22 protein-coding genes are annotated in these 24,249 nt (G+C 72.2%); 8 read left to right on the forward strand and 14 right to left on the reverse strand.

What is annotated here, in order from left to right:
- The first annotated feature begins 18 nt into the window (after positions 1-18).
- From ACZ6YG_RS33105 to ACZ6YG_RS33115, 3 genes are all read left to right on the forward strand, one after another.
- Positions 19-843: an alpha/beta fold hydrolase gene (locus ACZ6YG_RS33105; protein WP_466020176.1), complete on the forward strand. Its 825-nt coding sequence runs from the start codon at positions 19-21 to the stop codon at positions 841-843.
- Positions 844-871: 28 nt separating this feature from the next.
- Complete coding sequence (locus ACZ6YG_RS33110; RefSeq protein ID WP_219551760.1) at positions 872-1,357, forward strand: MSMEG_6728 family protein; 486 nt, start codon at positions 872-874, stop codon at positions 1,355-1,357.
- A 132-nt stretch (positions 1,358-1,489) separates the two neighbouring features.
- Positions 1,490-2,887 carry an LCP family protein gene (locus ACZ6YG_RS33115; protein ID WP_148035831.1) on the forward strand — a complete coding sequence of 466 codons (1,398 nt, stop codon included), beginning with the start codon at positions 1,490-1,492 and terminating at the stop codon, positions 2,885-2,887.
- Here the strand turns inward: ACZ6YG_RS33115 and ACZ6YG_RS33120 are convergent, their stop codons facing one another.
- The 4 genes from ACZ6YG_RS33120 to ACZ6YG_RS33135 all read right to left on the reverse strand — a co-directional run bounded on the left by ACZ6YG_RS33120 (position 2,888) and on the right by ACZ6YG_RS33135 (position 5,216).
- Positions 2,888-3,283: a hypothetical protein gene (locus ACZ6YG_RS33120; RefSeq protein WP_148035832.1), complete on the reverse strand. Its 396-nt coding sequence runs from the start codon at positions 3,281-3,283 to the stop codon at positions 2,888-2,890.
- Positions 3,280-3,654, reverse strand: coding sequence for an SgcJ/EcaC family oxidoreductase (locus ACZ6YG_RS33125; RefSeq protein WP_148035833.1), 375 nt, complete (start codon positions 3,652-3,654; stop codon positions 3,280-3,282). The genes ACZ6YG_RS33120 and ACZ6YG_RS33125 overlap by 4 nt, the downstream gene beginning before the upstream one ends.
- Positions 3,655-3,761: 107 nt before the next feature.
- Complete coding sequence (locus ACZ6YG_RS33130) at positions 3,762-4,364, reverse strand: PadR family transcriptional regulator (protein WP_466020177.1); 603 nt, start codon at positions 4,362-4,364, stop codon at positions 3,762-3,764.
- 45 nt (positions 4,365-4,409) lie between these two features.
- Positions 4,410-5,216 carry an MBL fold metallo-hydrolase gene (locus ACZ6YG_RS33135; RefSeq protein WP_148035834.1) on the reverse strand — a complete coding sequence of 269 codons (807 nt, stop codon included), beginning with the start codon at positions 5,214-5,216 and terminating at the stop codon, positions 4,410-4,412.
- A 60-nt stretch (positions 5,217-5,276) separates the two neighbouring features.
- Here ACZ6YG_RS33135 and ACZ6YG_RS33140 point away from each other — a divergent pair, with 60 nt between their 5' ends.
- Together ACZ6YG_RS33140 and ACZ6YG_RS33145 are read left to right on the forward strand one after the other, a co-directional pair.
- Entirely contained in the window at positions 5,277-5,708 is a 432-nt protein-coding gene (locus tag ACZ6YG_RS33140; RefSeq protein ID WP_466020178.1) for a VOC family protein, read from the forward strand.
- 61 nt (positions 5,709-5,769) lie between these two features.
- The gene (locus tag ACZ6YG_RS33145; RefSeq protein ID WP_466020179.1) at positions 5,770-6,960 is read left to right on the forward strand and encodes a TerC family protein; all 1,191 of its coding nucleotides are present in this window, start codon (positions 5,770-5,772) and stop codon (positions 6,958-6,960) included.
- A gap of 4 nt (positions 6,961-6,964) precedes the next feature.
- Here ACZ6YG_RS33145 and ACZ6YG_RS33150 read toward each other — a convergent pair whose 3' ends face one another.
- The 7 genes from ACZ6YG_RS33150 to ACZ6YG_RS33180 all read right to left on the reverse strand — a co-directional run bounded on the left by ACZ6YG_RS33150 (position 6,965) and on the right by ACZ6YG_RS33180 (position 14,473).
- Entirely contained in the window at positions 6,965-8,119 is a 1,155-nt protein-coding gene (locus ACZ6YG_RS33150; protein WP_466020180.1) for an MFS transporter, read from the reverse strand.
- 41 nt (positions 8,120-8,160) lie between these two features.
- On the reverse strand, positions 8,161-9,018 hold the full coding sequence (locus tag ACZ6YG_RS33155) for a TolB family protein (RefSeq protein WP_219551776.1): 858 nt from the start codon (positions 9,016-9,018) through the stop codon (positions 8,161-8,163).
- A gap of 77 nt (positions 9,019-9,095) precedes the next feature.
- Complete coding sequence (locus ACZ6YG_RS33160) at positions 9,096-11,042, reverse strand: beta-galactosidase (RefSeq protein WP_271278705.1); 1,947 nt, start codon at positions 11,040-11,042, stop codon at positions 9,096-9,098.
- A 110-nt stretch (positions 11,043-11,152) separates the two neighbouring features.
- Positions 11,153-11,548, reverse strand: a complete 396-nt coding sequence (locus ACZ6YG_RS33165) for a nuclear transport factor 2 family protein (protein ID WP_271278704.1) — start codon at positions 11,546-11,548, stop codon at positions 11,153-11,155.
- Between the two features lie 61 nt (positions 11,549-11,609).
- Complete coding sequence (locus ACZ6YG_RS33170) at positions 11,610-12,554, reverse strand: RNA polymerase subunit sigma-70 (RefSeq protein WP_466020181.1); 945 nt, start codon at positions 12,552-12,554, stop codon at positions 11,610-11,612.
- 50 nt (positions 12,555-12,604) lie between these two features.
- Positions 12,605-13,432, reverse strand: coding sequence for a DUF72 domain-containing protein (locus ACZ6YG_RS33175; protein ID WP_466020182.1), 828 nt, complete (start codon positions 13,430-13,432; stop codon positions 12,605-12,607).
- Positions 13,433-13,474: 42 nt separating this feature from the next.
- Complete coding sequence (locus tag ACZ6YG_RS33180) at positions 13,475-14,473, reverse strand: NAD(P)-dependent alcohol dehydrogenase (protein WP_219551786.1); 999 nt, start codon at positions 14,471-14,473, stop codon at positions 13,475-13,477.
- A gap of 128 nt (positions 14,474-14,601) precedes the next feature.
- On the opposite strand from ACZ6YG_RS33180, the gene ACZ6YG_RS33185 reads away from it, so the two are divergent.
- Positions 14,602-15,177 carry a hypothetical protein gene (locus ACZ6YG_RS33185; protein WP_466020183.1) on the forward strand — a complete coding sequence of 192 codons (576 nt, stop codon included), beginning with the start codon at positions 14,602-14,604 and terminating at the stop codon, positions 15,175-15,177.
- Positions 15,178-15,185: 8 nt separating this feature from the next.
- On the opposite strand, the gene ACZ6YG_RS33190 is transcribed toward ACZ6YG_RS33185, so the two are convergent.
- Positions 15,186-15,563 carry a GntR family transcriptional regulator gene (locus tag ACZ6YG_RS33190; protein WP_148035843.1) on the reverse strand — a complete coding sequence of 126 codons (378 nt, stop codon included), beginning with the start codon at positions 15,561-15,563 and terminating at the stop codon, positions 15,186-15,188.
- Positions 15,560-16,369, reverse strand: a complete 810-nt coding sequence (locus ACZ6YG_RS33195; RefSeq protein WP_466020184.1) for a hypothetical protein — start codon at positions 16,367-16,369, stop codon at positions 15,560-15,562. Before ACZ6YG_RS33195 ends, ACZ6YG_RS33190 begins: the two co-directional genes overlap by 4 nt.
- An 84-nt stretch (positions 16,370-16,453) precedes the next feature.
- Here ACZ6YG_RS33195 and ACZ6YG_RS33200 point away from each other — a divergent pair, with 84 nt between their 5' ends.
- Positions 16,454-17,068 (forward strand): Scr1 family TA system antitoxin-like transcriptional regulator, encoded by a 615-nt coding sequence (locus ACZ6YG_RS33200; protein ID WP_466020185.1) that lies wholly within the window; start codon positions 16,454-16,456, stop codon positions 17,066-17,068.
- A 31-nt stretch (positions 17,069-17,099) separates the two neighbouring features.
- A complete protein-coding gene (locus ACZ6YG_RS33205) occupies positions 17,100-17,930 on the forward strand; it encodes a hypothetical protein (protein ID WP_466020186.1) in 831 nt (276 codons plus the stop codon).
- Positions 17,931-17,967: 37 nt separating this feature from the next.
- Here ACZ6YG_RS33205 and ACZ6YG_RS33210 read toward each other — a convergent pair whose 3' ends face one another.
- Positions 17,968-24,234, reverse strand: coding sequence for an RHS repeat domain-containing protein (locus tag ACZ6YG_RS33210; protein ID WP_466020187.1), 6,267 nt, complete (start codon positions 24,232-24,234; stop codon positions 17,968-17,970).
- Positions 24,235-24,249: the final 15 nt, after the last annotated feature.

Consider the following 24,249-nt stretch of genomic DNA (forward strand, 5'->3'; position numbering starts at 1 on the left):
ACGGCGTATGGAGATGTCATGCCCGAAGCCAGGCTGCACGACGGCAGCACGATCGAGATCGTGGTGCACGGCGCCGGTCCCACGCTGCTGCTGCCCGTCAACCCCAGGCCCGCCGAAGGAGCGCAGGCCGAGGCGATGCGCGCCTGGGGCGCCGACCCCGCGCTGGGGCGCTCGCTCATGGAAGGGCTCGGCGACCAGGTCCGGGTGGCCGCGTTCGACTACGAGGGCCATGTGCTCGCCCACCCGAAGGCCGAGACGCTCACCCCGGACAACGTGGCCGCCGACCTGCTGGCCGTGGCCGACGCCGTGGGAGCCGGCCGGTTCGCCTACTACGGCTACTCCTGGCTCGCCCTCAGCGGGCTGCAGCTCGCGATCCGCACCGACCGGCTCGACGGGCTCGTCATGGGCGGCTACCCGCCCGTCGAGGGCCCGTACGCGGAGATGCTCGACGTGACCAGGGCGACCCTCGCGATGGTGGGGTCGGCGACCGGCAAGGAAGCCACCCCCGGCGACTGGTCGACCGTGGAGGTCGACATGTCGGACGGCCAGGCGAGGCAGTTCGTCACCCTGTACGAGGCGCTCGAGGACTTCGACGACCTGGCCGCGCAGCGGGCGGTCACCTGCCCGAGGCTGTGCTTCGCCGGATCCGCCGACGTGATCGAGTACGACGAGCGGTGGGGCGGCACGCGCGTCGACATCGCCGGGCCGGTCGTCCGCCGCCGGGCCGAGCTGGAGGCGCTCGGCTGGGACGTGGTGGTGCTCGACGGGCTCGACCACGCGCGGGCCATGCAGCCGGCCGCGGTGCTGCCGGTGCTCCGCCCGTGGCTCGCCGCGCACGTGTGAACACCCTGGCCAGGGCAGGGAGACCGCTATGCAGACCTTCCTGCCCTACCCGGACTTCGCCCGCACCGCGGACGTCCTGGACCCGCTCAGGCTGGGCAAGCAACGGGTGGAGTGCCTGCAGGTGCTGCGGGCGCTGACGGTGCCCGGCTACGGCTGGCGGCACCACCCGGTGGTGAAGATGTGGGCCGGGTTCGAGGAGGCGCTGGTGCGCTACGGGCTGGAGGTGTGCCGCCACTGGTGCTCGCTGGGCCGGGCCGACACCTGCGCGGGCACCCTGACGCGGGAGCTGGCCGAGCACTGCGGCACCCCGGCCGCGCGCAGCCAGGCGGAGCTGGCCGGGTCGGGCGAGCTGCCGCCGTGGCTGGGCGACCCCGCCCTGCACCTCAGCCACCGCTCGGCGCTGCTGCGCAAGGACCCGGCGTTCTACCGGCCGATCTTCGGCGACGAGCCGGACGACCTGGAGTACGTGTGGCCGACCTCGGGCCGTCCGCCCGCCTGCATGCCCGACGGCTGAGCGGTGACGCTCCGTATACCGGCAGTCGACCGATACGGACACCACACCCGGTCCGTTTCAGTACTATCGTTCGGCCGGACCCACCACGCGCCTAGGGCTGCCACCCGCGGCCCCGTCTCCCTGGGGAGTCTCGTGACCAGCGGGCTCATCGACGCACCCCCGACCTCCAGCTCGCCGCCGCGCCGCCGCTGGCTGCGGCGGCTGGCGGTCGGCGCCGGTGCGACCGTGCTGCTGGTGACGGCCGCCGGAGTGGGCGTCGTGCTCAAGCTCACCGGCAACGTCCGCCACATCGACGTGACCGGCGAGCTGGGCGCCACCCGCCCGCCCAAGGTCGCCATGACCTCCGTGAACGTGCTGATCGTCGGCTCCGACCAGCGCGACGGCAAGAACGCCCGCTACGGCCACCGCATCGAAGGCGAGCGCACCGACACGATCATGCTGGCCCACCTGTCGTCCCGGCGCGACGACGCGGTCGTGGTCAGCTTCCCGCGTGACTCGGTGGTCCGCCTGCCCGCCTGCCGCCCCCGTGAGGGCCACTCCGGCCAGCAGCCGCACGTCGGCATGATCAACGAATCGTTCAACAATGGCGGCATCGCCTGCATCTGGAAGACCGTCGAGTCGCTCACCGGCATCCACATCGACCACTTCGTCAAGGTCGACTTCTCCGGGTTCAAGAGCATGGTCGACGCCATCGGCGGCGTCGAGGTGTGCCTGTCGCGCCGGGTCGACGACGACAAGGCCATGCTCCACCTGCCCGCCGGCCGCCACACGCTCAACGGCGAGCGGGCGCTCGGCTACGTCCGCGCCCGCTACTCCTTCGGCGACGGCTCTGACATCGGGCGGATCCAGCGGCAGCAGCGGTTCATCGCCTCGATGGTGAAGAAGGTGATGAGCGGCGACACGCTCACCGACCCGGCCCGGCTGATCGGCTTCCTCGACGCCGGCACCCGGGCCGTCACCACCGACCCCGACTTCACCCTCGGCGTCATGAAGGACCTGGCCGAGAGCCTCCAGGGCCTGAACGCCGGCCGGATCCGCTTCATCACCACGCCCTGGCACTACTCGACGACCCAGCCGGGCCGCGTCGAGTGGGAGCGCCCGCAGGCCGACCGGCTCTTCCGCATCGTGGCCAGGGACGGCAGCCTCGACGGCGTGCGCGGCGGCCAGACCCGGGTGCCCCGGTCGGAGGTGGCGGTGGAGCTGCGCAACGGCACCTACCGCCGCGGCATCGCCACCGAGGTCGCGGCGGCGCTGGAGCAGCGCGGCTACCACGTCACCCAGGTCGGCGACACCGCGCGCAAGCCGTACCGCAAGTCCGTGATCCTGTACGGGACGAACGGCGAGGCGCGCGTGCCGACACTCGCCCGCGACGTGCGCACGGCCACGCCGCGGGCGGTGCCGGGAGCCCGCACGGCCCGGCTGGTGCTGGTGGTGGGCGACGACTGGCGCGGCCTCAAGCCCCTGGACCCGGCCGACAGCGAGGCGCTCAAGGGCTTCGACGCCACCCACGACACCTGCGCCGCCACCTGATCAGGTCACCCGGGTGCGGGTCCCCAGGTCGGCGCCGAGGCGGGTGAGGGTGTCGGTGAAGGAGCGGCGGGTCTCCTCGGCGAAGCCGGCGAAGAACCGGTTGGCGAGACCCACGCCCCAGCGCGCCCGCCGGGCGACGTTGTAGACGCGGTGCACCAGCAGCGTCCCCGACGGGTGCGGCGCGAGCGACCACTCGCCGCGGTACCACCAGCCGCCCTGGAACGCGATCACCGAACCGGTGACCTCGACCGTGGACGTGTGGCCCGGCGCGTCCTGGACGGTGAACCGCCCGTGGACGTCCCTGCCGCCGGGCAGGAGAGCCCGTGCCAGGGCGGCGCGCACCTGGGCGGCGGGCGCCTCGACGACGCCCGACACCTCCGTGACGAGCTTCTTCACGGCCGGCTCACCCGGGTGTTCTGGAAGGAGGCGAACCGCCAGCCCTCCGGCGTCCGGACCGCCGTGTAGGTGAGGACGGAGTCGCGCTCGGGCTCGGGCTCGCCGTCGACGGTGGAGCCGCCGGTGGCGATGACCAGCGCGACCCCGTCGCCGAGCTCCCTGATCGCGGGCTCGCCCCGGCTCTCCAGCTTGATCGGCATCGTGAACAGCTGCCGGTGGGCGTCCTCGATGGCCTGCCGGCCCTTCAGGTTGGCGCCGAAGTAGGTGATGTAGTCGGCGTCCTCGGTGAACAGCGCCGCGTAGGCGGCGGCGTCACCGGCGTTCCAGATCTCGTAGACGCGGTCGAGCAACCGGCGGATCTCAGCGGACATGGCACACTCCCGTGGTCGGCGGCGCCTATCCTGAGACTGCGAGTCTGGACAGGGCAGGCGCCGTGTTCGGATGGCCGCCGGGGTGTTGGCGCACTCCGGCGGCCGCTTCATTCGTCGAGCAGCTCCTCCATCAGCGACTGTTTGACCGTGCCCGACCAGTCGAGCTCGCCGCGCTCGATGCGGCCGATGACCGTGCGCACCCAGTCGAGCTCGGCGCCGTAGAGGGCGCGGTCACACTCCAGCTCCAGCATGAGCATCTCCGGCAGCCCGTTCTCGGCCAGGGTGGCCAGGTGCGCGTCGATGCCCCCGATCGAGCCCTGGAGTGCGGCCGTGCGGGTGCGCAGCGCCTTGAGCGCGGCCTCCGGAGCCAGCACCCCGATCATCGAGACGGCGGCGACGAACGTGCGCCGGTCGGGCTCCGGCTGCTCCAGCAGCCTGCGCATCCGGACGGTCAGCTCCTGCCTGCCCTCGTCGGTGATCTCGTAGACCGTGCGCTCCGGCCTGCGGCCCTCGCGACCGGTCTCCGCCGGGGTGATCAGCTCGTCCTTGGCCAGCCGGTCCACCGCGTGGTAGAGGCTCCTCGGCAGGCCGGTCACGTAGTCCTTGTGCGTGTCGACGATGAAACGGTGCAGCTCGTAAGGGTGGCTGGCGCGTACCGAGAGCATGGCGAGGACGGTGAGCCCCACCAGGTCGTGGCGTCGCGCCATCATGCCTCCCTTGATAGTGCAATATGCACTATAGCGAAATGCCCGTCTTCAGGGAAGCTCTCCGTCGAGCTGCGCGAAGGCCCTGCCGATCGCGGTACGGGTGACGTCCTCGTCATAGGGGAACTTCCCGATGAGGTCGCGCAGCCCTTCCACGTGGGCGCGGCGGGCCAGCTCGGCCACCACCGACAGCTCCTCGTGCTGCCCGATCACGAAGTCGCGGCCGACGACCGCGCCGTGGCCCGGCACGTACACCTGCTCGCGCATGTCGCGCAGCATCCTGGCCGTGGTGCCGGGCCAGTCGAGCGGGTACGCGTCGCCGAACGCCGGCGGCGCGCCCTCCTCGACCAGGTCGCCCGCGAAGACCACGCCCGCGTCGGGCACGTGCGCCGCGATGTCGCCGGAGGTGTGGCCGAGCCCGAAATGGCGCAGGTGGACGATCCGGCCGCCGATGTCGAGCGTGGCGGCCGTGGTGAAGACGTGGTCGGGAGGCACGATCCGCACCTCCTCCAGCTCCGCCCGCCGTTCCTCGCCGAGCGCGGCCACCACGCCGGCCCGGTGGTGGGCCCCGCGCAGCTCGATCTCCTCGGCGCAGCGGACGTGTCCCCAGATCTCCGCCGGGCCGAACATCGCGTTGCCGAAGTAGTGGTCGAAGTGCGCGTGCGTGTTGACGACCGTCCACGGGCTGCCGGTGACCCGGCGGACTGCGGCGACCAGGTCGGCCGCCTCCCGGTGGGACATCCCCGTGTCGAGGACCAGGCACTGGCCGTCGCCGACCACCAGGCCCACGTTCATGTCATAGGACTCGTGGCGGCGGACGTAAACCTGATCGCCGATTTCCTGCCATGGTTCGTTCATGGTGCGATCCCGGAGCGGCGTACCGAAGTCATGATGAAAAGACCTTATTAGGATCGGCACATGGCGCACGACATCCAGGTGGTCATCGACTCACAGGACCCGCACAATCTGGCCGACTGGTGGGCCGACGCCCTGGGCTGGCAGGTCGAGCGGCAGGACGAGGCGTTCATCCGCCGGCAGATCGTGCAGGGCCACGCCACCGAGGCCGACACCGGGTTCCACAAGGGCGCGCTGGTGTGGAAGGAGGGCACCGCGATCCGCCACCCGGGCGGGCTGGAGCGCGCCCCGCGCGTGCTGTTCCAGCTCGTGCCGGAGCGGAAGACGGTCAAGAACCGGATCCACCTCGACGTCCGCGCCGGGGCCGGCAGCATCGACGCCGAGGTGGAGCGGCTGGTCGGCAAGGGTGCGAAGGTGCTCCACAAGGGGCGGCAGGGCCCCACCCGGTGGGTGACGATCATCGATCCGGAGGGCAACGAGCTCTGCATCGCCTGATGCGTGAGTTCTCCGGCGAGGGGTAACAGAAGGATCTCTGTCCGGAATCTGGAGGGCCTACGTGGATGTGCCGGCGCTCATATGGTGGCTGACGGTCCTCGGGATCGCCGGCCTCCTGCTGTTCGACTACGTCTTCCACGTACGCAAGGCGCACATCCCCACGCTCAGGGAGGCCGCGGCCTGGTCGGCCGCCTACGTGGGCATCGCCGTCGTGTTCGGGCTCGGCGTGTGGGTCTTCGGCGGCGGCGACATGGGGGCCGAATACTTCGCCGGTTACATCACGGAGAAGGCGCTCTCGGTCGACAACCTGTTCGTGTTCCTGATCATCATCGCGAGTTTCCGGGTGCCCAGGGCCGACCAGCAGAAGGTGCTGCTGTTCGGCATCACGTTCGCGCTGGTGGCGCGGACCGGGTTCATCTTCCTGGGCGCGACGCTGATCAACACGTTCGCCTGGGTGTTCTACATCTTCGGCCTGATCCTGCTCTTCACCGCCGGACACCTGGTCAGGCCGGAGAGCGAGGAGAGCCACAAGGGCGACAACTTCGTGGTCCGCCTGGCCAGGCGCTTCCTGCCGACCTCCGAGCACTACGACGGCGACAAGCTGACCACCGTCGAGAACGGCAGGCGCGTCCTCACGCCGATGCTCCTCGTCATGGTGGCCATCGCCGGCACCGACCTGCTGTTCGCGCTCGACTCCATCCCGGCCATCTTCGGCCTCACCCAGAACGTCTACCTGGTCTTCACCGCCACCGCGTTCTCCCTGCTGGGCCTGCGTCAGCTCTACTTTCTCATCGACGGCCTGCTCGACCGGCTCATCTACCTCTCGTACGGGCTCGCCGCGATCCTCGGGTTCATCGGCGTCAAGCTCTTCCTGCACGCCCTGCACGAGAACAACGTGCCGTTCATCAACGACGGCGAGCCCGTCCCGGTGGTCGAGATCCCCACCGGCCTGTCCCTGATCGTGATCGTCACCCTCCTGACGATCACCGTCTTCGCCTCTCTGGCCAGCACCAAGGGCCGGGCGCAGAACATGTCCTCGGCCACCCGCCGCTACGCCACGAGGCTCCTGGACGAGGAGTGCTCCCCGGAGGAGTGCGCGCACTTCTACCGCAGGCTCCAGGACGAGGAGGAGGAGCTGCGCAGGCTGCCGGAGAAGTACCGGGCCAAGATCCGCGAGGACGAACAGCTGATGGACATGCTGCGGCGGGTCCACGAGAAGTACGGGCCCGAGGAGGCCCGCCGGCCGAGGTGAGCGGTCAGCGCGTCCGGGCCATGAGCAGGCGCCAGATCGCCAGCTGGACCAGGGCCAGCGTGAGCGAGAACGGCATGAGCGTCCACACGCCGACGCCTTCGGCGACCGCCCCGGCCAGCCACGGGAACACCGCGCCGCCGACGACCGACACGCCGTTCATGACGCCGATGGCGGTGGGCACCAGCCTGGCCTCCGTGAGGTTCGGCACCACCGCCATCGCGGTCGGGAACACCGGCCCGAGGAAGAACCCGAGCAGCGCCAGCCCCGCGCCCGCCACCAGACCGGCCGGGGCCGCCCAGATCAGCGCCACCGACGCCGCGATCCCGGCCAGGCACGCGTACGCCATGGCCGCCGTGGTCCAGCCGAGCCGGGCGGCGACCGGGCTGATCAGGAACCGCCCGGCGGTCAGCCCCAGCCAGTAGCCGCTCACCATCGGCCCGGCCACCTCGGCGGCCTGGGTGTGCTCGTCCACCAGGAACGTGAACCCCCAGTTGCCCACGGCCGTCTCCAGCCCCACGTACACGGCGAGGAAGGCGCAGGCCAGCACCACCGCGGGCGAGCGCAGCGCCGTGCCGAGCAGCCCGCTGCGCGCCCCCTCTTCCTGCGACGCGGCCGCCTCCTTCGGGTACGTGAGCCCGAAGGCCACCGTCAGCGGCGCGAACAGCCCGGCCAGGACCAGCCACACGGCGTTCCACGGCGCGAACGTCAGCATCCACGTCGCCAGCAGCGGCCCCACCAGCGCGCCGACGCCGAAGAACGCGTGCAGCCGGTTGAGCAGCGTGGTCGCCGACGGCAGCCCCGCCAGGTACGCGTTGAGCACCGCCTCCAGCAGCCCCGTCCCGTAACCGGCCACCACCTGCACCGCCACGAACACCAGGAACGACGGCCGCACCCCCAGCACCAACGCCGACAGCACGAACGAGCCCGCGCCCGCCAGCAGCGCCAGCCGCGTCCCGTACCGCTGCACGAGCGCCCCGGACGTCGACCCGGCCATCAGGTAACCGGCGGAGAAGGTGAAGAACGTGATGCCGATCGTCGCCATGTCGACGCCGTAGTCGGCGATCTGCGTGGGCAGCAGCACCCCCGCGACCCCGGCGCTCACCCCGACCAGGACGAAGGCGACGTACGAGAGGAGGACGGGACCGCGCACGACCGACACGTCCGCCGATGCTACTGGAAGAGATCATCCACCGGCAGGGGTCAGAGCACCTGGAGCAGCGACTGTTCCCTGGCCGCGGACGGCTCGGTCAGCCGCTCGGTGACGCGGCCCCGCCGGTCGAGCACGGCCCAGGTGTTGGCGGCCTGCCCGCGCACCCGCACCACCAGCCGGCCGTCCGCCAGGTAGAAGGCGCCGATCGCCCTCTTCACCGGGATCGGCACCCGGCGCCCGGTGACCGTGTCGACCACCGTCGGCGTGAACCACACCGGCCAGCCGCCGTCACCGCCCGGGTCGTCAGGGCCGAGCGTCCGCACCACCACGTAGCGGCCGCCCGGCGACAGGCTCTGCACGTGGTTGGCCAGCTTCACGCCCTTGACCCTGACCGACTTCCCCGTCTTCACGTCGAGGCGGTAGACGCCGTCGGTGGTGCCCGCGTATCCGGCGAGGTAGCGGCCGTCGGGCGACCACGTCAGGTGGCACACGCCCCGCGTCTTCCCCAGCACCTTGGAGGTCCGCCCGTCGGTCACCCGCACCTTCGAGCCCGTCACGTACGCGACCCGCCGGGAGTCGGGCGACCAGGCGGGGGTCAGGCACGGCGTGCCGTCCTGCACCCGGCGTGCCACGGTCGTCACCTTGCCGCCGTCGCGCACCCGCAACGCGCCGCCCGCGACGTAGGCGACCTTCCGCCCGTCGGGCGAGGCCGCGAACTGCACGCTGTTCTTCAGCTCCGCCAGCGTCTTCAGGCCGGAGCCCGGGCGGTGGTGGGCGATCCGGTAGCCGTCGTCGTAGCGGGCGTAGACGGCGGCCCCGCTCACCGGCCCCGTCCGCTCCGCCGCCTGCGCCGGGGGTACGGCGGTGACCACGAGCGCCACGGCGCCCAGCACGCTCACGAACTTCACGACAGCCTCCCGTTGTCCGTCCACGTGTGTAGGACGCCCCGGATCCGCCCGGGGTTCGCGCGTGATCCTCCCACGGGCTATCCGGCGGGCGTGAGCCGGATGATCCGCACCTCGCCCGCGGGGAGTTCGCCGGTGAACGGGTCGCCGGTGGCCAGGTCGGTGCCGGTGGCGTCGACCGTCGTGTCCGCGCCGGTGTGGTTGATGGCGAACAGGTAGGCCGGGCCGTCCGGGTGGGCCCGCCGCACCAGCTCGACGCCGGGAGCCGCCGGGGCGGTGACGCCCGCCTCGTCGCAGACCGTGCGGAGCACGGCCGCCAGGTCGTCGCCCGCGAGCAGGGTGGTCAGGTAGTGGGCCGTCCCGTCGCCCCAGGCGTTGCGGGTCCAGGCGGGCTCGCCGGTGGCGTACGTGTCGAGCACCTTGGCGGTGGTGGTGTGCGCGGTCTCGGTCCACACGGTCCCGGTGCCGCCGCCCGACAGCGTGACGCTCTCCCCCGGCTCCAGCGGGAAGAACTCCTCCACGGTCACCCCGAACAGGTCGCGCCAGGCGCCCGGGTAGCCGCCGAGCCTGACGCGGTCGTGCTCGTCGACGATGCCGCTGTACGGGCCGGCCAGGGCGGTCCCGCCGGCGGCCACGAAGCGTTCGAGACCGGCGGCGCCGTGGTCGCTGACCAGGTAGAGCGAGGGCGCCAGGACCAGGCGGTAGCCGGACAGATCGGCTTCCGGGTGGACGACGTCGCAGGTGACGCCCTGCTTCCAGAGCTCGGCGTACCAGCTCTTGATCACCTCGACCGGCTTCAGCTCGGTGGTGGGCTGGGCCGGGTGGTCCTGCGCCCAGACGCTCGCGTGGTCGAGCAGGATCGCGACGTCGGCCTCGACCGTACTGCCTGCCACCTCGGCGGCGGCGCCGAGGAGCGTGCCGAGGGCGGTCACCTCGCGCCAGATCTTCGTGCCGGTGCCGGCGTGCGGGAGCATCGCCGAGTGCCACTTCTCGGCCCCCGCCCTGGACGCCCGCCACTGGAAGAACATGATCGCGTCCGCGCCCCTGGCCAGGTGCTGGACCGAGTTGCGGCGCAGCTCGCCGGGGCGCTTGGCGCGGTTGACCGGCTGCCAGTTGACCGCGCTGGTGGAGTGCTCCATCAGCAGCCACGGCCGGCCGCCGCCGAGCGAGCGGGCGTAGTCGGCGGCGAACGCCAGGTCGATGTGCGGGTCGGGGCCGATCAGGTAGTGGTCGGTGGAGACGATGTCCACCTCCTTGGCGAAGGACCAGTAGTCCATGTCCCAGTGCGCGCCCGCCATCATGTTCGTGGTGGCCGGCACGTCCGGCGACAGCCCGGCGAGCAGGTCGCGCTCGGCGCGGTAGAGGTCGAGCAGCGCGTCCGAGCTGAACCTGCGGAAGTCGAGCTGCTGCCCCGGGTTGGTGAACGACGGGGTGGCGCGCGGCGGCAGGATCTGCTCCCAGGCGCTGTAGCGCTGCGACCAGAAGGCGGTGCCCCAGGCGTCGTTGAGCGCGTCCAGCGTCCCGTGCCGGCCGCGCAGCCAGGCGCGGAAGGCGTCGGCGGAGGCGTCGCAGTAGCAGCGGGCGTTGTGGCAGCCGTACTCGTTGTGCACGTGCCACAACCTGAGCGCCGGGTGCCCGCGGTAGCGCTCGCCGAGCCGCTCCACCACGCGCAGGGCCTTATCGCGGTAGATCGGCGAGCTGGGGCAGAAGCCCTGGCGGCTGCCGTGGTGGAGCCGCCGGCCGTCGGCGTCCACCGGGAGCGCCTCGGGGTAGGCGTGGCCAAACCAGGGCGGCGGCGAGGCGGTCGGCGTGGCGAGAAGGGCGCCGATGCCGTTGTCCGCCAGCAGGCCCAGGACCCGGTCCAGCCAGCCGAACTCGAACCTGCCCTCGACCGGCTCCAGCAGCGCCCAGGAGAAGATGCCGACGCTGACCTGGTTGACGCCGGCCTCGCGCATCAGGGCGACGTCCTGGGCCCAGATCTCCTCGGGCCACTGCTCCGGATTCCAGTCGCCGCCATAGCCGATCAAGGCTCCTCCTCCTGTCGGTGCTTCAGAGGAGGATTAAAACGTTCTTCCTTCTACCGCACAAGCCCAGAGGGAAGCCCTCGCTTACGCTCACGGTTGATGCTTGATTCGATTCAAGCCCCGGCGCCCACCGGGAACGAGTGGTGCTCGTGCGCCACCACCCACCGCCCACCCTCCTTGCGCAGCCCGAACGTGAGCCGGAGCAGGACCTTCGGGTCGTCGTCCGGCATCCCGCAGCGCAGCAGCGCGTACGCGTACGCGACGTCCTCCCCCGCCGTCACCTCCAGCGAGACGATGTCGTACGTGGCCCCCGCCGCCTGCCAGGTGAAGAACTCCGGCCAGGTGCGCCGGTAGGCCTCGATGCCGCGGACCCCTTCGTAGGGCGGCGGCACGTCGAACATGACGATGTCGTCGGCGTGGTCGGCGACCACCCCGTCCAGGTCGCCGGCATGCGCGGCGCGCGCCCACCGCTCCACGAGTTCCCTGATCCGCTTGTCATCGGTACGCATGAGCTCCGGCCTTTCCTTGGATGGTCTCCCTCACCCGTACAACCCGGCCGGATCGGGAAACTCATCGCAGCTCGGCCGGCAACCCGAACGCGGTCAGGTCGGCCTCCAGGAACGACACCACCTCGGCCACCCGCCCGTCCCGCACGGCCAGCACGTCCAGCCCGCCGGGGACGTACGCGGTCCCGTCCCAGCGGTACGTGCCGAACGCGAGCTGACCGTTGGCCCGCGCCGGCACGAACCGCCAGCGCTCCCGCCGCGCCGCCTCCATGAGGAAGCCGCGGACGGCGTCGTGGCCCGCGTACCACTCGATCCGCGGCGGCATCGAGTATCTGGCGTCCTCGGTCAGCATCGCCACGATCGCCTCGACGTCGCCCGCCTCCCACGCCGCCGCGTACCGCCTGGCCAGCTCCCGCTGCCCGCCGGCGCCCAGCTCCCGCCGCTGCGTCGTACCGGGCAGCAGGCCGGTCACGGCCTTGCGGGCGCGTTGCAGCGCGCTGTTGGCGGCCGGGACCGTCGTGTCCAGCAGGCCCGCCGTCTCGGCGGCGGTGTAGCCGAGCACGTCGCGCAGCAGCAGGGCGGCCCGCTGCACCGGGGGCAGGTGCTGCAGCGCGGCCACGAACGCCAGCTCCACGCTCTCCAGCTCCACGGCCCGCGCCTCCGGGCCCATCAGCCGGTCCGGGTACGGCTCCAGCCACGCCACCTCGGTCACCCCGGGCCGCAGGTCCGCGGGCAGCTCCCGGCGGCCTCTCCGCTCGGCCAGGGTCAACGCCCGGTTCGTCGCGATCCGGTAGAGCCACGGGCGGAGCGAGCCGTCCCGGTCCTCGAACCGGCCGATGCTCCGCCATGCCCGGTCGAGCGTCTCCTGCACGGCATCCTCCGCGTCGTGCACCGAGCCGAGCATCCGGTAGCAGTGGGCGCGCAGCTCGTCCTGAAACGGGCCGACGAGGCTGCCGAACGCCCTCTCGTCGCCGCCGCGCGCCGCCTCCAGCAGCTCGCCGTACTCCATGCGACCGGCCTGCCCTTCCGTCCGTACGGTGACACGTCCACGACCGCTGGTCAGAACAGCGTCGGCGGCTCGGCCGGGACAGGCTCGGGCAGCGGCTCCACCTGCGGCAGCCGGGCGCGCACGGCGTCGTGGAAGCGGCGGGCGAGCTCCAGGGCCTCGGCGTTGTCGGGGGTGTGCACGAACACCGTCGGCGAGCGGCCCTCACGCAGCCACTCCGTCACCACGCCGACCCAGTGGCCCCACCCCTCCACCGTACGGTCGACGTCGTCGCGGCCCAGGTAGCGCACGATCGGCCGGTCCGTGAGCGCGGCCGACCGGCGCGGCACCCGCGGCTTCTTGACCCAGGCGTCGCGCTCGGCGTCGGTGGCCGGCGGGGTCCCGAAGAGCGTCACCGTGTCGAACGGCACCCACTCGGCGCCGGCCCGGCCCAGCACGCCTTCCAGCGACCGGACGGCCCGCGCGTCCTCGAAGAACGCCTTGTGCCGCACCTCGACCGCGTAGCGGTAGGACTGCGGCAGCCGGTGCAGGAACGCCGCCAGCGTCCCGAGGTCACCGGGACCGAAGGATCCGGGCAGCTGGATCCACAGGGCGTGCGTCCTTGAGCCCAGCGGCTCGATCGCGTCCAGGAACTCGCGCAACGGCTCGTCGGCCCCCGAGAGCCGCCGCTCGTGCGTGATCGTCTTGGGCAGCTTCACCACGAACCGGAAGCCGGGCGCCGTCTGGGCCGCCCATGTCTCCACCGTGCTCCTGGCCGGTGTCGCGTAGAACGTCGTGTTGCCCTCGACGGCGTTGCACCAGGTGGCGTAGGCCCGCAGCCGTTCCGCCGGCGGGAGCGGATGCGGCAGGAACCGGCCCTGCCACGGCCCGTGCGTCCACATCGCACAACCCACATGAAGCCGCATTCGCCCCACGTTACCGGGCTAGGGGACGACGACGATCCGGCCCCGGGCCGTGCCCCCGGTCAGGTAGCGGAGGGCGGCGGGGGCCTCCTCCAGGGGGAACGCGCGGTCGACGACCGGGGTGAGCCCGCCCGTCTCCAGCAGCTCCGTGAGCACGGCCATCGACTCCTTCCTGGGCGGCGGGGACCCGGTCGGTTTCGGCAGCTGCCGGTGGAACATGGACTGGGCCATCAGCTTGATCATGCGCGGCAGGCTGCCGAGCACCTGATGGCCCCCCGCGCCGTAGTGGTCGTGACCGATGAGAACGTACGTGCCTTCCGGCTTGAGCACGCGGCGGCATTCCGCGAACGGGCGGTTGCCCGGGATGTCGAAGACGAGGTCGTAGCGCTCACCGCGCCGGGTGAAGTCCTCCTTGGTGTAGTCGATCACGTGGTCGGCGCCGAGCGAGGTCGCCAGGTCGAGCTTGGAGGTGTGCTCGACGCCCGTCACCGTCGCGCCGCGGGCCTTGGCGATCTGCACCGCGAGCCCGCCCACGCCGCCGGCGGCGCCGTTGACCAGCACCTCGCCCAGCGGGCCCGGCGGGAAGTTCATCAGGGTGATGAGCCCGGCGGTGGGCACGGTCGCGGCCTGCTCGAAGCTCACGTCGCCGGGCTTGGGCGCCAGGTTGTCCTCCCGTACGGCGACGTACTCGGCGAAGGTGCCGCCGTTCTTCCACTGCATGCCGTGCAGGGTCTCGCCGAACACCTCGTCGCCCGGCCGGAACCGCGTCACGCCCGCGCCCACCGCCTCGACCACCCCGGCCATGTCCGTGCCGGGAACGCGGACCTTCGGCCGGCGCAGCCCGGACCCCATGACGCGGAGGACATACGGCCGGCCGGTCACGACATGCCACACGTCGGGGTGCACGGAGGCGGCGCGCACCCGGACGAGCACCTCGTCGTCCTTCACCGCCGGCATGTCGATGTCACGTAATTTCAGGACATCGAATGAGCCATACGCTTCCTGCACGATCGCTCTCATGCCGCCATTCTGCGTCGGCGGCGAACCCGGCGCTGGATCATGTCCGAACTGACGACATTCCCAAGTATTCGGACATGTAGGGCCGTGGGCCCGGAGGAGCGGCGGGCCTGGCGGTGATAGTCGGCGATATGCACGTCGCAAGCGAGACACCCGTATCCCCCGCCGCCCGATTGCTCAGGTCGCTGCCGCACCGGTGGCCGACGCTGGCCGGGCTCGCCTTCGCCGCATTCTCCGCGCTGAACATGGGAGACGCGCGGGACGAGGGGATGGTGGTGTTCCTCGCCGCGCTCGTCTACCTGGCCACCGCCGTCATCGGGAAGCCGGGCGTGGTGTGGACGTTGTTCTGCATGTCCGTGGTGGGAGTGACGGCGCTGCGGCTGTTCGACCTGGACGTGTGGCCGACGCTGGTCGCGAGCGCCGTCACCCTGGCCGCGCTCGGCCTGGTCAACGGCATGCTGGGCGAGCCAGGGCTCAGGGCCGGCCAGCTCCCCGCGATGCTGGTGTTCGGCGGCGCCGCCCTGGTCGGGCTCTCCCTGCCGCCCGTCCTGGGCGGCTGCCTCGTCGCCGCGGCCCTGATCGGGCACGTCGTGCTGGACGTGATCGTCTGGCGGGCGGACAAGGTCGTGACCCGTTCGCTCGCCGAGTTCTGCGCCGTCCTCGACCTCACCCTCGGCGTGACCATTCTGCTCGTCGTCCTGACCTGACCTGACGCTCAGGGGGAGGCCCGCGCCGGTGAGGTGGGGCGCAGGGCGGCCTCGACGATGCGGAGCGCCTCGTGCGGGTCGATGCCGACGCTGGCGACCACGGCCGCGTAGTCGGCGGCGGCGCGGCGGGCGCGTTCGCGGCCCTCCTCGCCGGCGGCCGACACGAACGACCCGGCCCGGCCCCGGGTCTCGATCAGCCCCGCCTCCTCCAGCTCCCGGTACGCCCTGCCCACCGTGTTGACGGCCAGCCCGAGGTTGGCCGCGAGCTGGCGGATCGTCGGCAGCCGGGAGCCGACGGGCAGCGTGCCGTCGTGGATCTGGCCGGCGAGCTGGGCGCGCAGTTGCTCGTACGGAGGGACGGGTGAGGCCGCGTCGATGACGATCATGAAAGGCTCATCACGCGCCGCGCCGTCGTCACGCTCGACGGCGTCCGCATGGTGATCACGACGAGCGCGATCATCCCGATGATCACGAGGGCGATCGACGCGACCTTCCACCAGAGGGGCGCGGCGCCGAAGATCAGCACCACCGGCAGCGACCACGGCACGGTCGGCATGCCGGCCTCGCGCGCGTCCTCGATCCGCATGATGACGTCGGCGGTCAGCGAGGCCTCGTCCTCGGCGACGATCGGACGCGCCAGCAGGTCGCGCAGTTGCAGGACGATCCCGGCGCCGGCCCCGGCGACGCCGACCAGCACGACCAGGGCCGCGTACCGCGCGTCGGCGTCCTGGACGGTCAGCGCGCTCACCACGAGCGCCGTCGCGCCGGCGAAGGTGGCGACGATGAACACGGCGCGCGGCCGGCCGAGCAGGGCCTGCCAGCCGGGCTGGGCAAGATGAGCCGTCCGGCGCGGCAAGGCCTCGCCGGCCCGCCGGTCGACCCTGCGCACCCACCGGTCGAGCAGCGCCTGCGCCAGCAGCATCCCGATTACCAGCACGATCAGGATCAGCACCGGCACCATGGCGTGCAGCCCGGATTCGCCGGAGACGTAGGCGAGAGCGGCCCCGATGAACAGGCCGGCCGGCAGGATCGCGTTGGCGAGCCGCGCCCGCCGGCGCACCGCGAGCCGCACGGCCAGCAGCGGCGTCGGCCGGACGTCGGGCAGGCCGTGGCCGGTCAGCCAGATCTCCGCCATCTTCAGGTCCTCCGGCCGCACCGCCGGACCGTGACCGGATAACGCGTCGCTCGACATGACCCCTCCATTTTGTCGCAAGCATTGTCTTAATATGATGCGTCAAAGCTTGCGACAAATCAAGCGCGTGGTAGAACCCTCGGTGTGGAGGATCGACTACGGACACCCGGTGAGCTGCCCCGGCGCGAGGCGGCCGAGGCGGCGCGGGTGCGCTCCGCGCGGTGGATGGCGGTGTTCTCCCCCGCGATGATCCCGCCACTGCTGCAGACGGCGGACTACGCGCGACTGGCCATCGGCCCGGACCCGGCCGACACGGCCGACACGGACGACGCGGCCGAGGCGGTGGCCGCCCGGGTCGAGGCGCAGGCGGTGCTCTTGGAAGAGGGCCGGCGGTTCGCGTTCGTGCTCACGGAGGGCGCGGTGCGCACCCGGCCGGGGTCACCGTCCCTGATGCCGGCGCAGCTCGACCGGCTGGCCCAGGTCTCGGCGCTGCCGCACGTCCGGCTCGGCGTCGTCCCCTGGAAGGCGGAGGCGGCGGCCTTCCCGCTCCACGGGTTCACCATCTACGACGGCACGGTCAGCGTGGTCGAGACCCTGACCGGTGATCTCACCCTGACCGGAGCGTCCGAGATCGCCGCCCACGAGGAGGCCTTCGAGGCGTTCGCCGCCGCCGCGGTGTACGGCGACGAGCTGCGCGACCTGCTGGCCGACATCGCGACGGACTACCGCACGCTGATCGACCGACTCAAGGCCCGTTGAACCACCGCGCGCCCGGACCCGTCTCAGAGGCATGAGAGGTGCCCTGCTCGTCGCCGCGCTGGTGACCGTCGTTTCCTGCGGGACGGCCCCGGCCGCGACCGTCACGCGATACCAGGCCGAAGGCACCGTGCTGTCCGACGACGAGCACGGACCCCAGCTCTGCGACCTGGTCATGGAGTCCCTTCCGCCCCAGTGCGGCGGGATCGACCTGGCCGGGTGGGACTGGGAGGCGGTCGAGCACTCGGCCCAAGGGGGCGTGCGGTGGGGCGAGTACCACGTGGTCGGCACCTGGGACGGCGCGAAACTGACGCTCACCGAGCCGCCGCGCCCCGCCGGGCGGCGCGACGCTCCGGGCGGCGGGCCGGACTTCACCTCACCGTGCCCGCGACCCGCGGGCGGCTGGCGCCCGGCCGACCCGGCGAAGGCCACTCAGGAGGCGATGGATGCCGCGCTCGCCAGAGCCCAGGAGCTTCCCGGCTACGCGGGCAGCTGGCTGGACCAGAGCTACCTGGAGGAGATGGAAGGCGACCCTGGGTCGGTCGAGCGCCACGGCAACGACCCGAAGCGGCTCGTCCTGAACGTCCGTTTCACCGGCGACCCCGCCGCTCACGAGGCCGCGATCCGCGAGCTCTGGGGCGGCGCGCTGTGCCTGAGCCCGGCCGAGCACACCGAGGCCGAGCTCCAGGCCGTGCGGGAGCGGGTGGAGGAGGAGGTGGAGGGCCTGCGATCGGCCTCTGTCGACATCCTGACGGGACGGGTCGAGGCCGGGGTCTGGGTGGTCACTCCGGAGCTGGAGCGAGAGGTCGCCGAGCGGTACGGGGAAGGGCTGGTCCACCTGTCGGGCATGCTCCGACCGGTGTGATCGGCCCCGGGCGGTCCCGGGGCCGATCAGCGGATGGTCAGTCCTTGGCCACCGGTCTGAGGATCTTCCAGAGGAACCAGGCGACCGCCTTGCCCTTGCCGACGCCCGGCTTGTCCGACTCGAAGGGCTTGCTCGCGGGGCCGTGCCCGGTGCCCTGCCAGGGCATGAGCTCCGACTCGCTGCGCGCGTTGCGGGTGTGGGAACCCAGCTCTTCCGGACTGTAGCGGCGTGCTCCCATCTGCTCGTCGATGGAGCGTTTCTGCTCCTCGGAGAGCCCTCTTCGGGGCTGGGACTGGTTGCTGGACGGATTTCGCTGTGCCTTGGGCGGGTTCGCGCGTTGTTGCGCCCGGCGGGTGGTGGGCCGGTGGTTGGGTCTGGCCCTGGCCGGTTTCGGACGCTGGGCGACGGCGCGTTTGACCTTCGCCGCGGTCCTGGCGCGTGCCCTGGACGCGGCCGCCCGTGCGCGTGACGCCGCGGCGCGGGCGCGGGCCCGTGCGGCCGCCGCGCGGGCTCTCGCCGCGGCCGCTCTGCGCTTGACCGCCTCGGCGGCGGCCTTGCGCATCTTGGCGATGGCCTTCTTCCTGGCCTCGGCGGCGGCCTTCTTCTTGGCCTGGGCGATGGCCTTCTTCCTGGCCGCCTCGATCGCCTTGCGCCGGGCCTCGGCGGCGGCGCGGCGGCGGGCGGCGGCGAGCGCGGCGCGCCGGGCGGCGGCAGCGGCTGCCCTGCGGGCCGCGGCGATCGCCGCCCGCCGGGCCGCGGCCTGGAGGGCGATCCGCAGCGCGATGCCGGCGGCGAACCAGAACAGCTGCCCGTCGGGGTCGGTCGCGGAGACGGGGCTGTTGCCGGCGTAGGCGTAGCCGTGCAGCTGCTGCGGATCCTGCTCGTCGATGACCGGGTCCACGGACAGGAACCGGCCGATCACCGGGTCGTACTCGCGGGCGCCCAGGTGCACGAGCTTGGTCGTCGGGTCCACGGTCCCGCCGACGAACCCCCGTTCGCCCGGCCACCAGGTGGGCGGGGTGCCCCGGTCGGCGCCGAAGGGGGTCTGACGGCGGATCGCCACCGCGCCGCTGTCGGCGTCGACGGCGGCGTTGGCGGTGCCGTGGTGGTCGCTGGCGAAGAAGTGGACCTTCCCCGCCGAGTTGCGTACCGCCACCGCCTCGCCGTTGACCGTGTAGTAGCGGGTGCCCTCCACGGTCTGCTTGGCCTGGTCGAGCCGCAACTCCAGGTCGTCCACGTACAGGACGGTGTCGGTGGGGGTGCGGCGGATCAGCCGGTCGCCGTCGGCGTCGTAGACGAACGAGGTGGTCTTGCCGGCCTCGGTGACCGATTCGAGGTTGCCCTCGGCGTCCCAGGTGAGTTGCTGGGAGGAGCTGCCGGTCCGGCGCACGATCGTGTTGCCCGCCGCGTCGTACTCGTAGGAGGACGACTGCTCACCGGCCGGGCCGGTGGGCGTGACGGACGCGAGCGCGTGCGGCCGGGGCTGCCCGGCGGCCGGGTAGGCGTAGTCGCGGACGACCTGGGACCGGCCGCCGAAGGCGTGGTGGGTCTCCTTCGTCCGGTTGCCGGTGGAGTCGTAGGCGTAGCTGGTGGCGTACGGTGCGACGCCGCCGATCAGGGTGGAGCGCGGCTCGGGGGCGGCGCAGGCGTCGGTGGCCGTCCACGCGGCGCTGAGCCGGCGCCGGTGGTCGTAGGTGAAGCACTGGGTGTCGGCGGACGCCCGGTCGGCGATGCGGGTGACGTTGCCCGTCGCGTCGTAGGTGTAGTTCAGGTCCAGGTCGGAGGCGGTGCCGATGTCCCTGTCGAGCTGGGAGCGGATGAGCCTGCGGGTGCCCTCCTCGTGGGTGTAGGTCAGCCACGTCTTGCGCGTGCCGGTGCTGAGCTCGTACTGGAGCGTCTCGCCGAGCTTGCCGTAGCGGGCGTCGGTGACGTACGTGGACAGGCCCTCGACCTTGGTGGGCTGGCGCAGCGCGTCGTACCCGTAGGTGACGGTCTCCGCCGGGAGGCCGCCGGCCTCCGGGAACGTGATGGACTGCACCTGGTCGTCGGCGGTGTAGCGGGTGTTGAAGAGGTACGTGCCGGCCAGCGGGCCTTCACGTGCCGGGATGGTGACGCTCTGGCGGAGGGTGCGGTACTCCCGGTCGATGGCCTCGATCTTGGCGGAGTAGGCCTGCCCGCCCGCGTACCTGACCGTCTCGGCCAGGTGGCCCTTGGCCAGCACGTCGTAGCGCCACTCGGCCAGCAGCGGCCCGGTGGCCGAGCCCTCCCGGGTCGAGGTCCTGCGCCCGAGCAGGTCGTAGGCGTGCACGAGGGTGCGGCCGCGGGCGTCGGTGCTGGACACCTCCTCGTCGAGGTCGTTGAAGACGCGGGTGGTGACGCCCTTGTCCGGGTCCTCGGTCTTGATCTCGCGGTCCCGCAGGTCGTAGTGGTGCCGCCACACGTTGCCCGCGGAGTCGGTCACGGTGGCGAGCCGGCCCGCCTTGTCGTAGGTGTACTTGGTGGCCTCGTACTCGCCCGTCGGGGTCGAGCCCTTGTACTGGCGCAGCTCCACGCCCCGGCCCTCGGCGTCGGCGATGAGGGTGGCGGCGCTCTCGCCGGGCGGCGGGGTGACGTGCGCCCGGTCGGCGGCGCGCCGGACGGTGGACTTCCACTTCTCCTGGCCCTTGACGCGGAAGCTCTGCGAGACCATCTCGCCGGCCCCGTCGAAGGCGGTGACGACCTGGCCGGCGACGTCGTCGTCCGACACCGCGAACACGTTCGTCTCCGGGTCGCCGGTGGCGTAGTAGCCCTCGTTGGTCTTGGCCACCTCGCCGATGGAGTTGTGGAAGGTGTCGGTGATGACCCGCCCGCCGCCGGGCGCGGGCTCCTGGGTCTGGCGCGGGCGCATCAGCCCGTCGTAGAGCTCGTGGCTGGCGATGTACGTGCCGTCGGTCGCGAGCGTCCTGGTGGTGACGACGTTCGGGCCGTCGGTGCGGATCAGGTAGGAGTACTCGGTGTTGGGCGACTGGCCCGCCGCCTTGTTCCTGTCGTTCTGCCACACCTTGACCAGGCGGCCGAGCGGGTCGTGCTGCAGGTCGGCGCGGCGGCCGTTCTCGTCCTCCTCCGCGACCGGCTCGCCCCAGGCGGGCTCGACGTAGGTGACGTCCGAGTGGCCGAGCGGGTTGGCGGAGCGCACCTCGGTCGCCTGCGCGCCGGTCGCGGGCACGTACGTGGTCGTGGTGGAGCCGCCGGCCGCGTCGGTCTCCGACGTCTCGCGGCCGTAGGCGTCGTACGTGCGCGCCACGTCCAGCACGTACCGCGGCGTGCTCCCCTCGTACGAGGCCAGCTCCTCCTCGCGGGTCACGTCGCCGCGCAGCGGCGGCTGCCCGAACGCGCGCCCGTCGAAGTGGAACCGCTCGTCCGACAGCACGTCGGCGGGCCGCTGCGGCGTCGCCGAGCACGGCTTGGCGACGGTCTCGACGCGGCTGGTGAAGTCGAGCATCCACGCGGCCGGGTCGCGGGCGTGGGTGTAGCGGGTGCAGACGTCGTCAGCGGGGTCGGTGACGTCGCCGAGGTCGCTCACCTGGGTGAGGATGCCGTGCTCGTCGTACGTCCGCTCCTCGGCGGTGCGCTGCCAGGTGCCGTCCTCCTTCAGGTCGCGGGCGGTCATCTTCGCGGACTGCACGATGTGGGCCGTCTTGGTCACGCCCTCGAACGTGAACTCGGCCGTCTTGCGCCACCAGTGCTCCTCGGCGGTGGCCGACAGGACCTTCCCGCCGTCGCCGTCGTGCACGATGGTCTCCAGGTCGGCCCCGGAGAGCTGGTCGTGGTCCTCGCGCGCCTTGCCCTCGCTGTCGGTGACCCTGACGTCCTTGCGGCTCCCGTCGGCCAGCCGGTCGTCGTCCATGCCGCGGTAGTAGCGGTGCTCGGTCATCGTGCGCGGCCCGTCCTGGCCGTCGCCCTGACGCACCCGTACGCGGGAGAAACCGCGCCAGTCGGACCAGGTGCGCTCCTTGGGTTTGATCAGGATGTGCTCGGCGTACCGCCAGGCCGCCCCGTCGAGGTACTCGTAGTCGGTGACCAGCCAGGGGGAGCGGGCGGTACGGTCGATCTCCACGGTCTGCGCGACCACGTGCTTGTGGAACCAGTCGAGCACCTCCATCTCGTCCTGCGGCGTCCACCGTTGCGGGTAGCAGCGCTTGGTGTTGCGGTCGGCGGCGGGCAGGTTGCCCGGCGCGCACTCCTCGGGCGCGTAGTTCACCCGGGTCTCGGCGCCGGCCTCGGAGTTGATCGACTGGATGCGCCACTTGTACAGCGGGGCGCGTCCCTCGTCGGCGTCGACCCGGTTGCGGAGCTGCACCCCGGCGAAGGTCACCTTGGGCAGCGTGACGGTGCCGCCGACGTGGCCGGCGTGCTGGATCGAGGCCAGCCACAGCGCCGGGCTCAGGCCGTCGCCGGTGGCGGGGAAGGAGTGGGTGAGCGTCCAGGAGTCCACGTCCCGGTACGCGCTGCCGGAGCGGACCTGCGTCGTCACCTTCGCCAGCCGCTTGCGGGTCCAGAACGTGGGCGAGGTGCGGTCCTTGCAGCTCTCGCCGGCGTTGCAGTTGCGGTCGAACGGCACGTCGGGCCAGTGGCTCGCGGTGTCCTTGGTGAGCTGGGCCGGCTCGCAGGTGATCGAGCCGCTCGGCAGGCACCGCTCGGCCACGGTGAACACCGCCCGCGCCGCCGGGGCCCCGGAGAACAGCTCGGCCGAGCGGTAGCCGTAGTCGATGCGGGTCAGGTAGCCGCCGCGGACGTACGGGGTGCCCAGGTCGGGCTTCTCGTTGCGGCCGTAGTGGTTGCGCTCGGTCTCGTACCAGTACGTGAGCGCGTTGCCGTGCCGGTCGGCCGAGTAGTCCAGGTTCCACCGCCAGGCCTGCTGGCACCAGGCGTTCGCGGGGGTGGAGTTGTGGCAGGGCTCGCCGGACTCGTTGCCGAACACCGGCACCGTCCAGGCCGACTTCGTCTCGGGCTTGCCGGTGGTCCAGCCGGGCAGCCGGTTGAGTCCGAAGTGGTACTGGGTGCCGTCGGTGGTGGTGAGCCGCCAGTACTCGCCGTCGTTGTCGCCGTTCGTCGCCCCGGTGAGCAGTTCGATCCGGGTGCCGTCGTCGCGCTTGGGCCGCCACTGCTTGGTGGTGGCGTCCTTGACCAGCTCCACGGCCGAGCCGTTGAGCATCAGCGTGGCGTTCTCGTGGTCCCAGCACAGGTCGCCGGTCTTCTTGCCGTCGGCGGTGCAGGACTTGTAGCGGCGCTCGATGTAGCCGCCGGAGGTCAGGTCGAAGCCCTCGCCCGCCCAGGACACCTGGTTGTTGGTGGAGGAGGTGCGGCCGTCGACGCTCTGCGAGGAGTAGCCGAGGCTGATCACGGGCTCCTCGCCGCCGATGGACGGCGGCACCCGCATCGGGTGGTTCCAGCTGAAGTCGCCCGACTGGGGGCCGACGCTCCACTTCGCCGACGGCGCCAGCGACGTGGCCGAGTAGTCGCCCGAGGCGCCCGAGGCGGTGGCGGTCAGCGCGTACAGCTGGGCGCCTTCGACGTTCACCTCGGCCGTCAGCACGCCCGCCTTGACGTCGTTCTCGGCGGGCACCGGCTCCGGCTCGGGGCAGGCGGCGCCCGCGCAGTCCGGCAGCTTGACCAGCTTCAGCCGGTCGGCGTAGTCGCCGCCGAACGCGTGCCGGAAGCCCGAATAGTCCAGCTCGACCCGGGCCGGGCCGCCGCGCGTGGCACCCTGTCCCCGGGACAGGCGCAGCGGCACGCCCTGGACGCCGGGGGTCTTGGCCCGGTCGAGCACCTCGACCCTGACCCGCTCGGGCGGCGCCTGGGCGCGCCCGCTCGCCGGGGCCTCTACCCGCACCGGCAGCGAACCGGCCTTCACCCAGGCCTTCTCACCCGCGCCCGGCTCAGCTGCGGCCTTGCCCGGCTCGGCCTTGCCCCGCTCCGGCCGGCTCGCGGCGGGTGCGAACTCGGCGGTGCCCGGCTTCGGCCAGGCCACGGACGGGGCCGCCTTGAGCGCCTTCTCGGCCGTGACGTCCTCGGCCTTGGGCAGCACGGCGACCGGCCGGCCGGGCACCGGCTCCTCCTTCTGAACCTCCGGCCGTTCCCTGCGTTCGGCCTCGGCCGGCATGGCGTACACCAGCGGCACGACGACCACGATCGCCATGGCCGCGCAGGACCGGGCGAACCAGCGGAACTTACGCGGGAACCATTCGAAGATCAGGAAGGTCGAGCGCTCGTAGTCGGGGATCTCCTCGTGGTCGTACATCCTCACCGTCCAGGGGTCGGGCATGGGGGGTGCCGGCGG

Source organism: Nonomuraea sp. NPDC054003 (genome assembly GCF_055585125.1).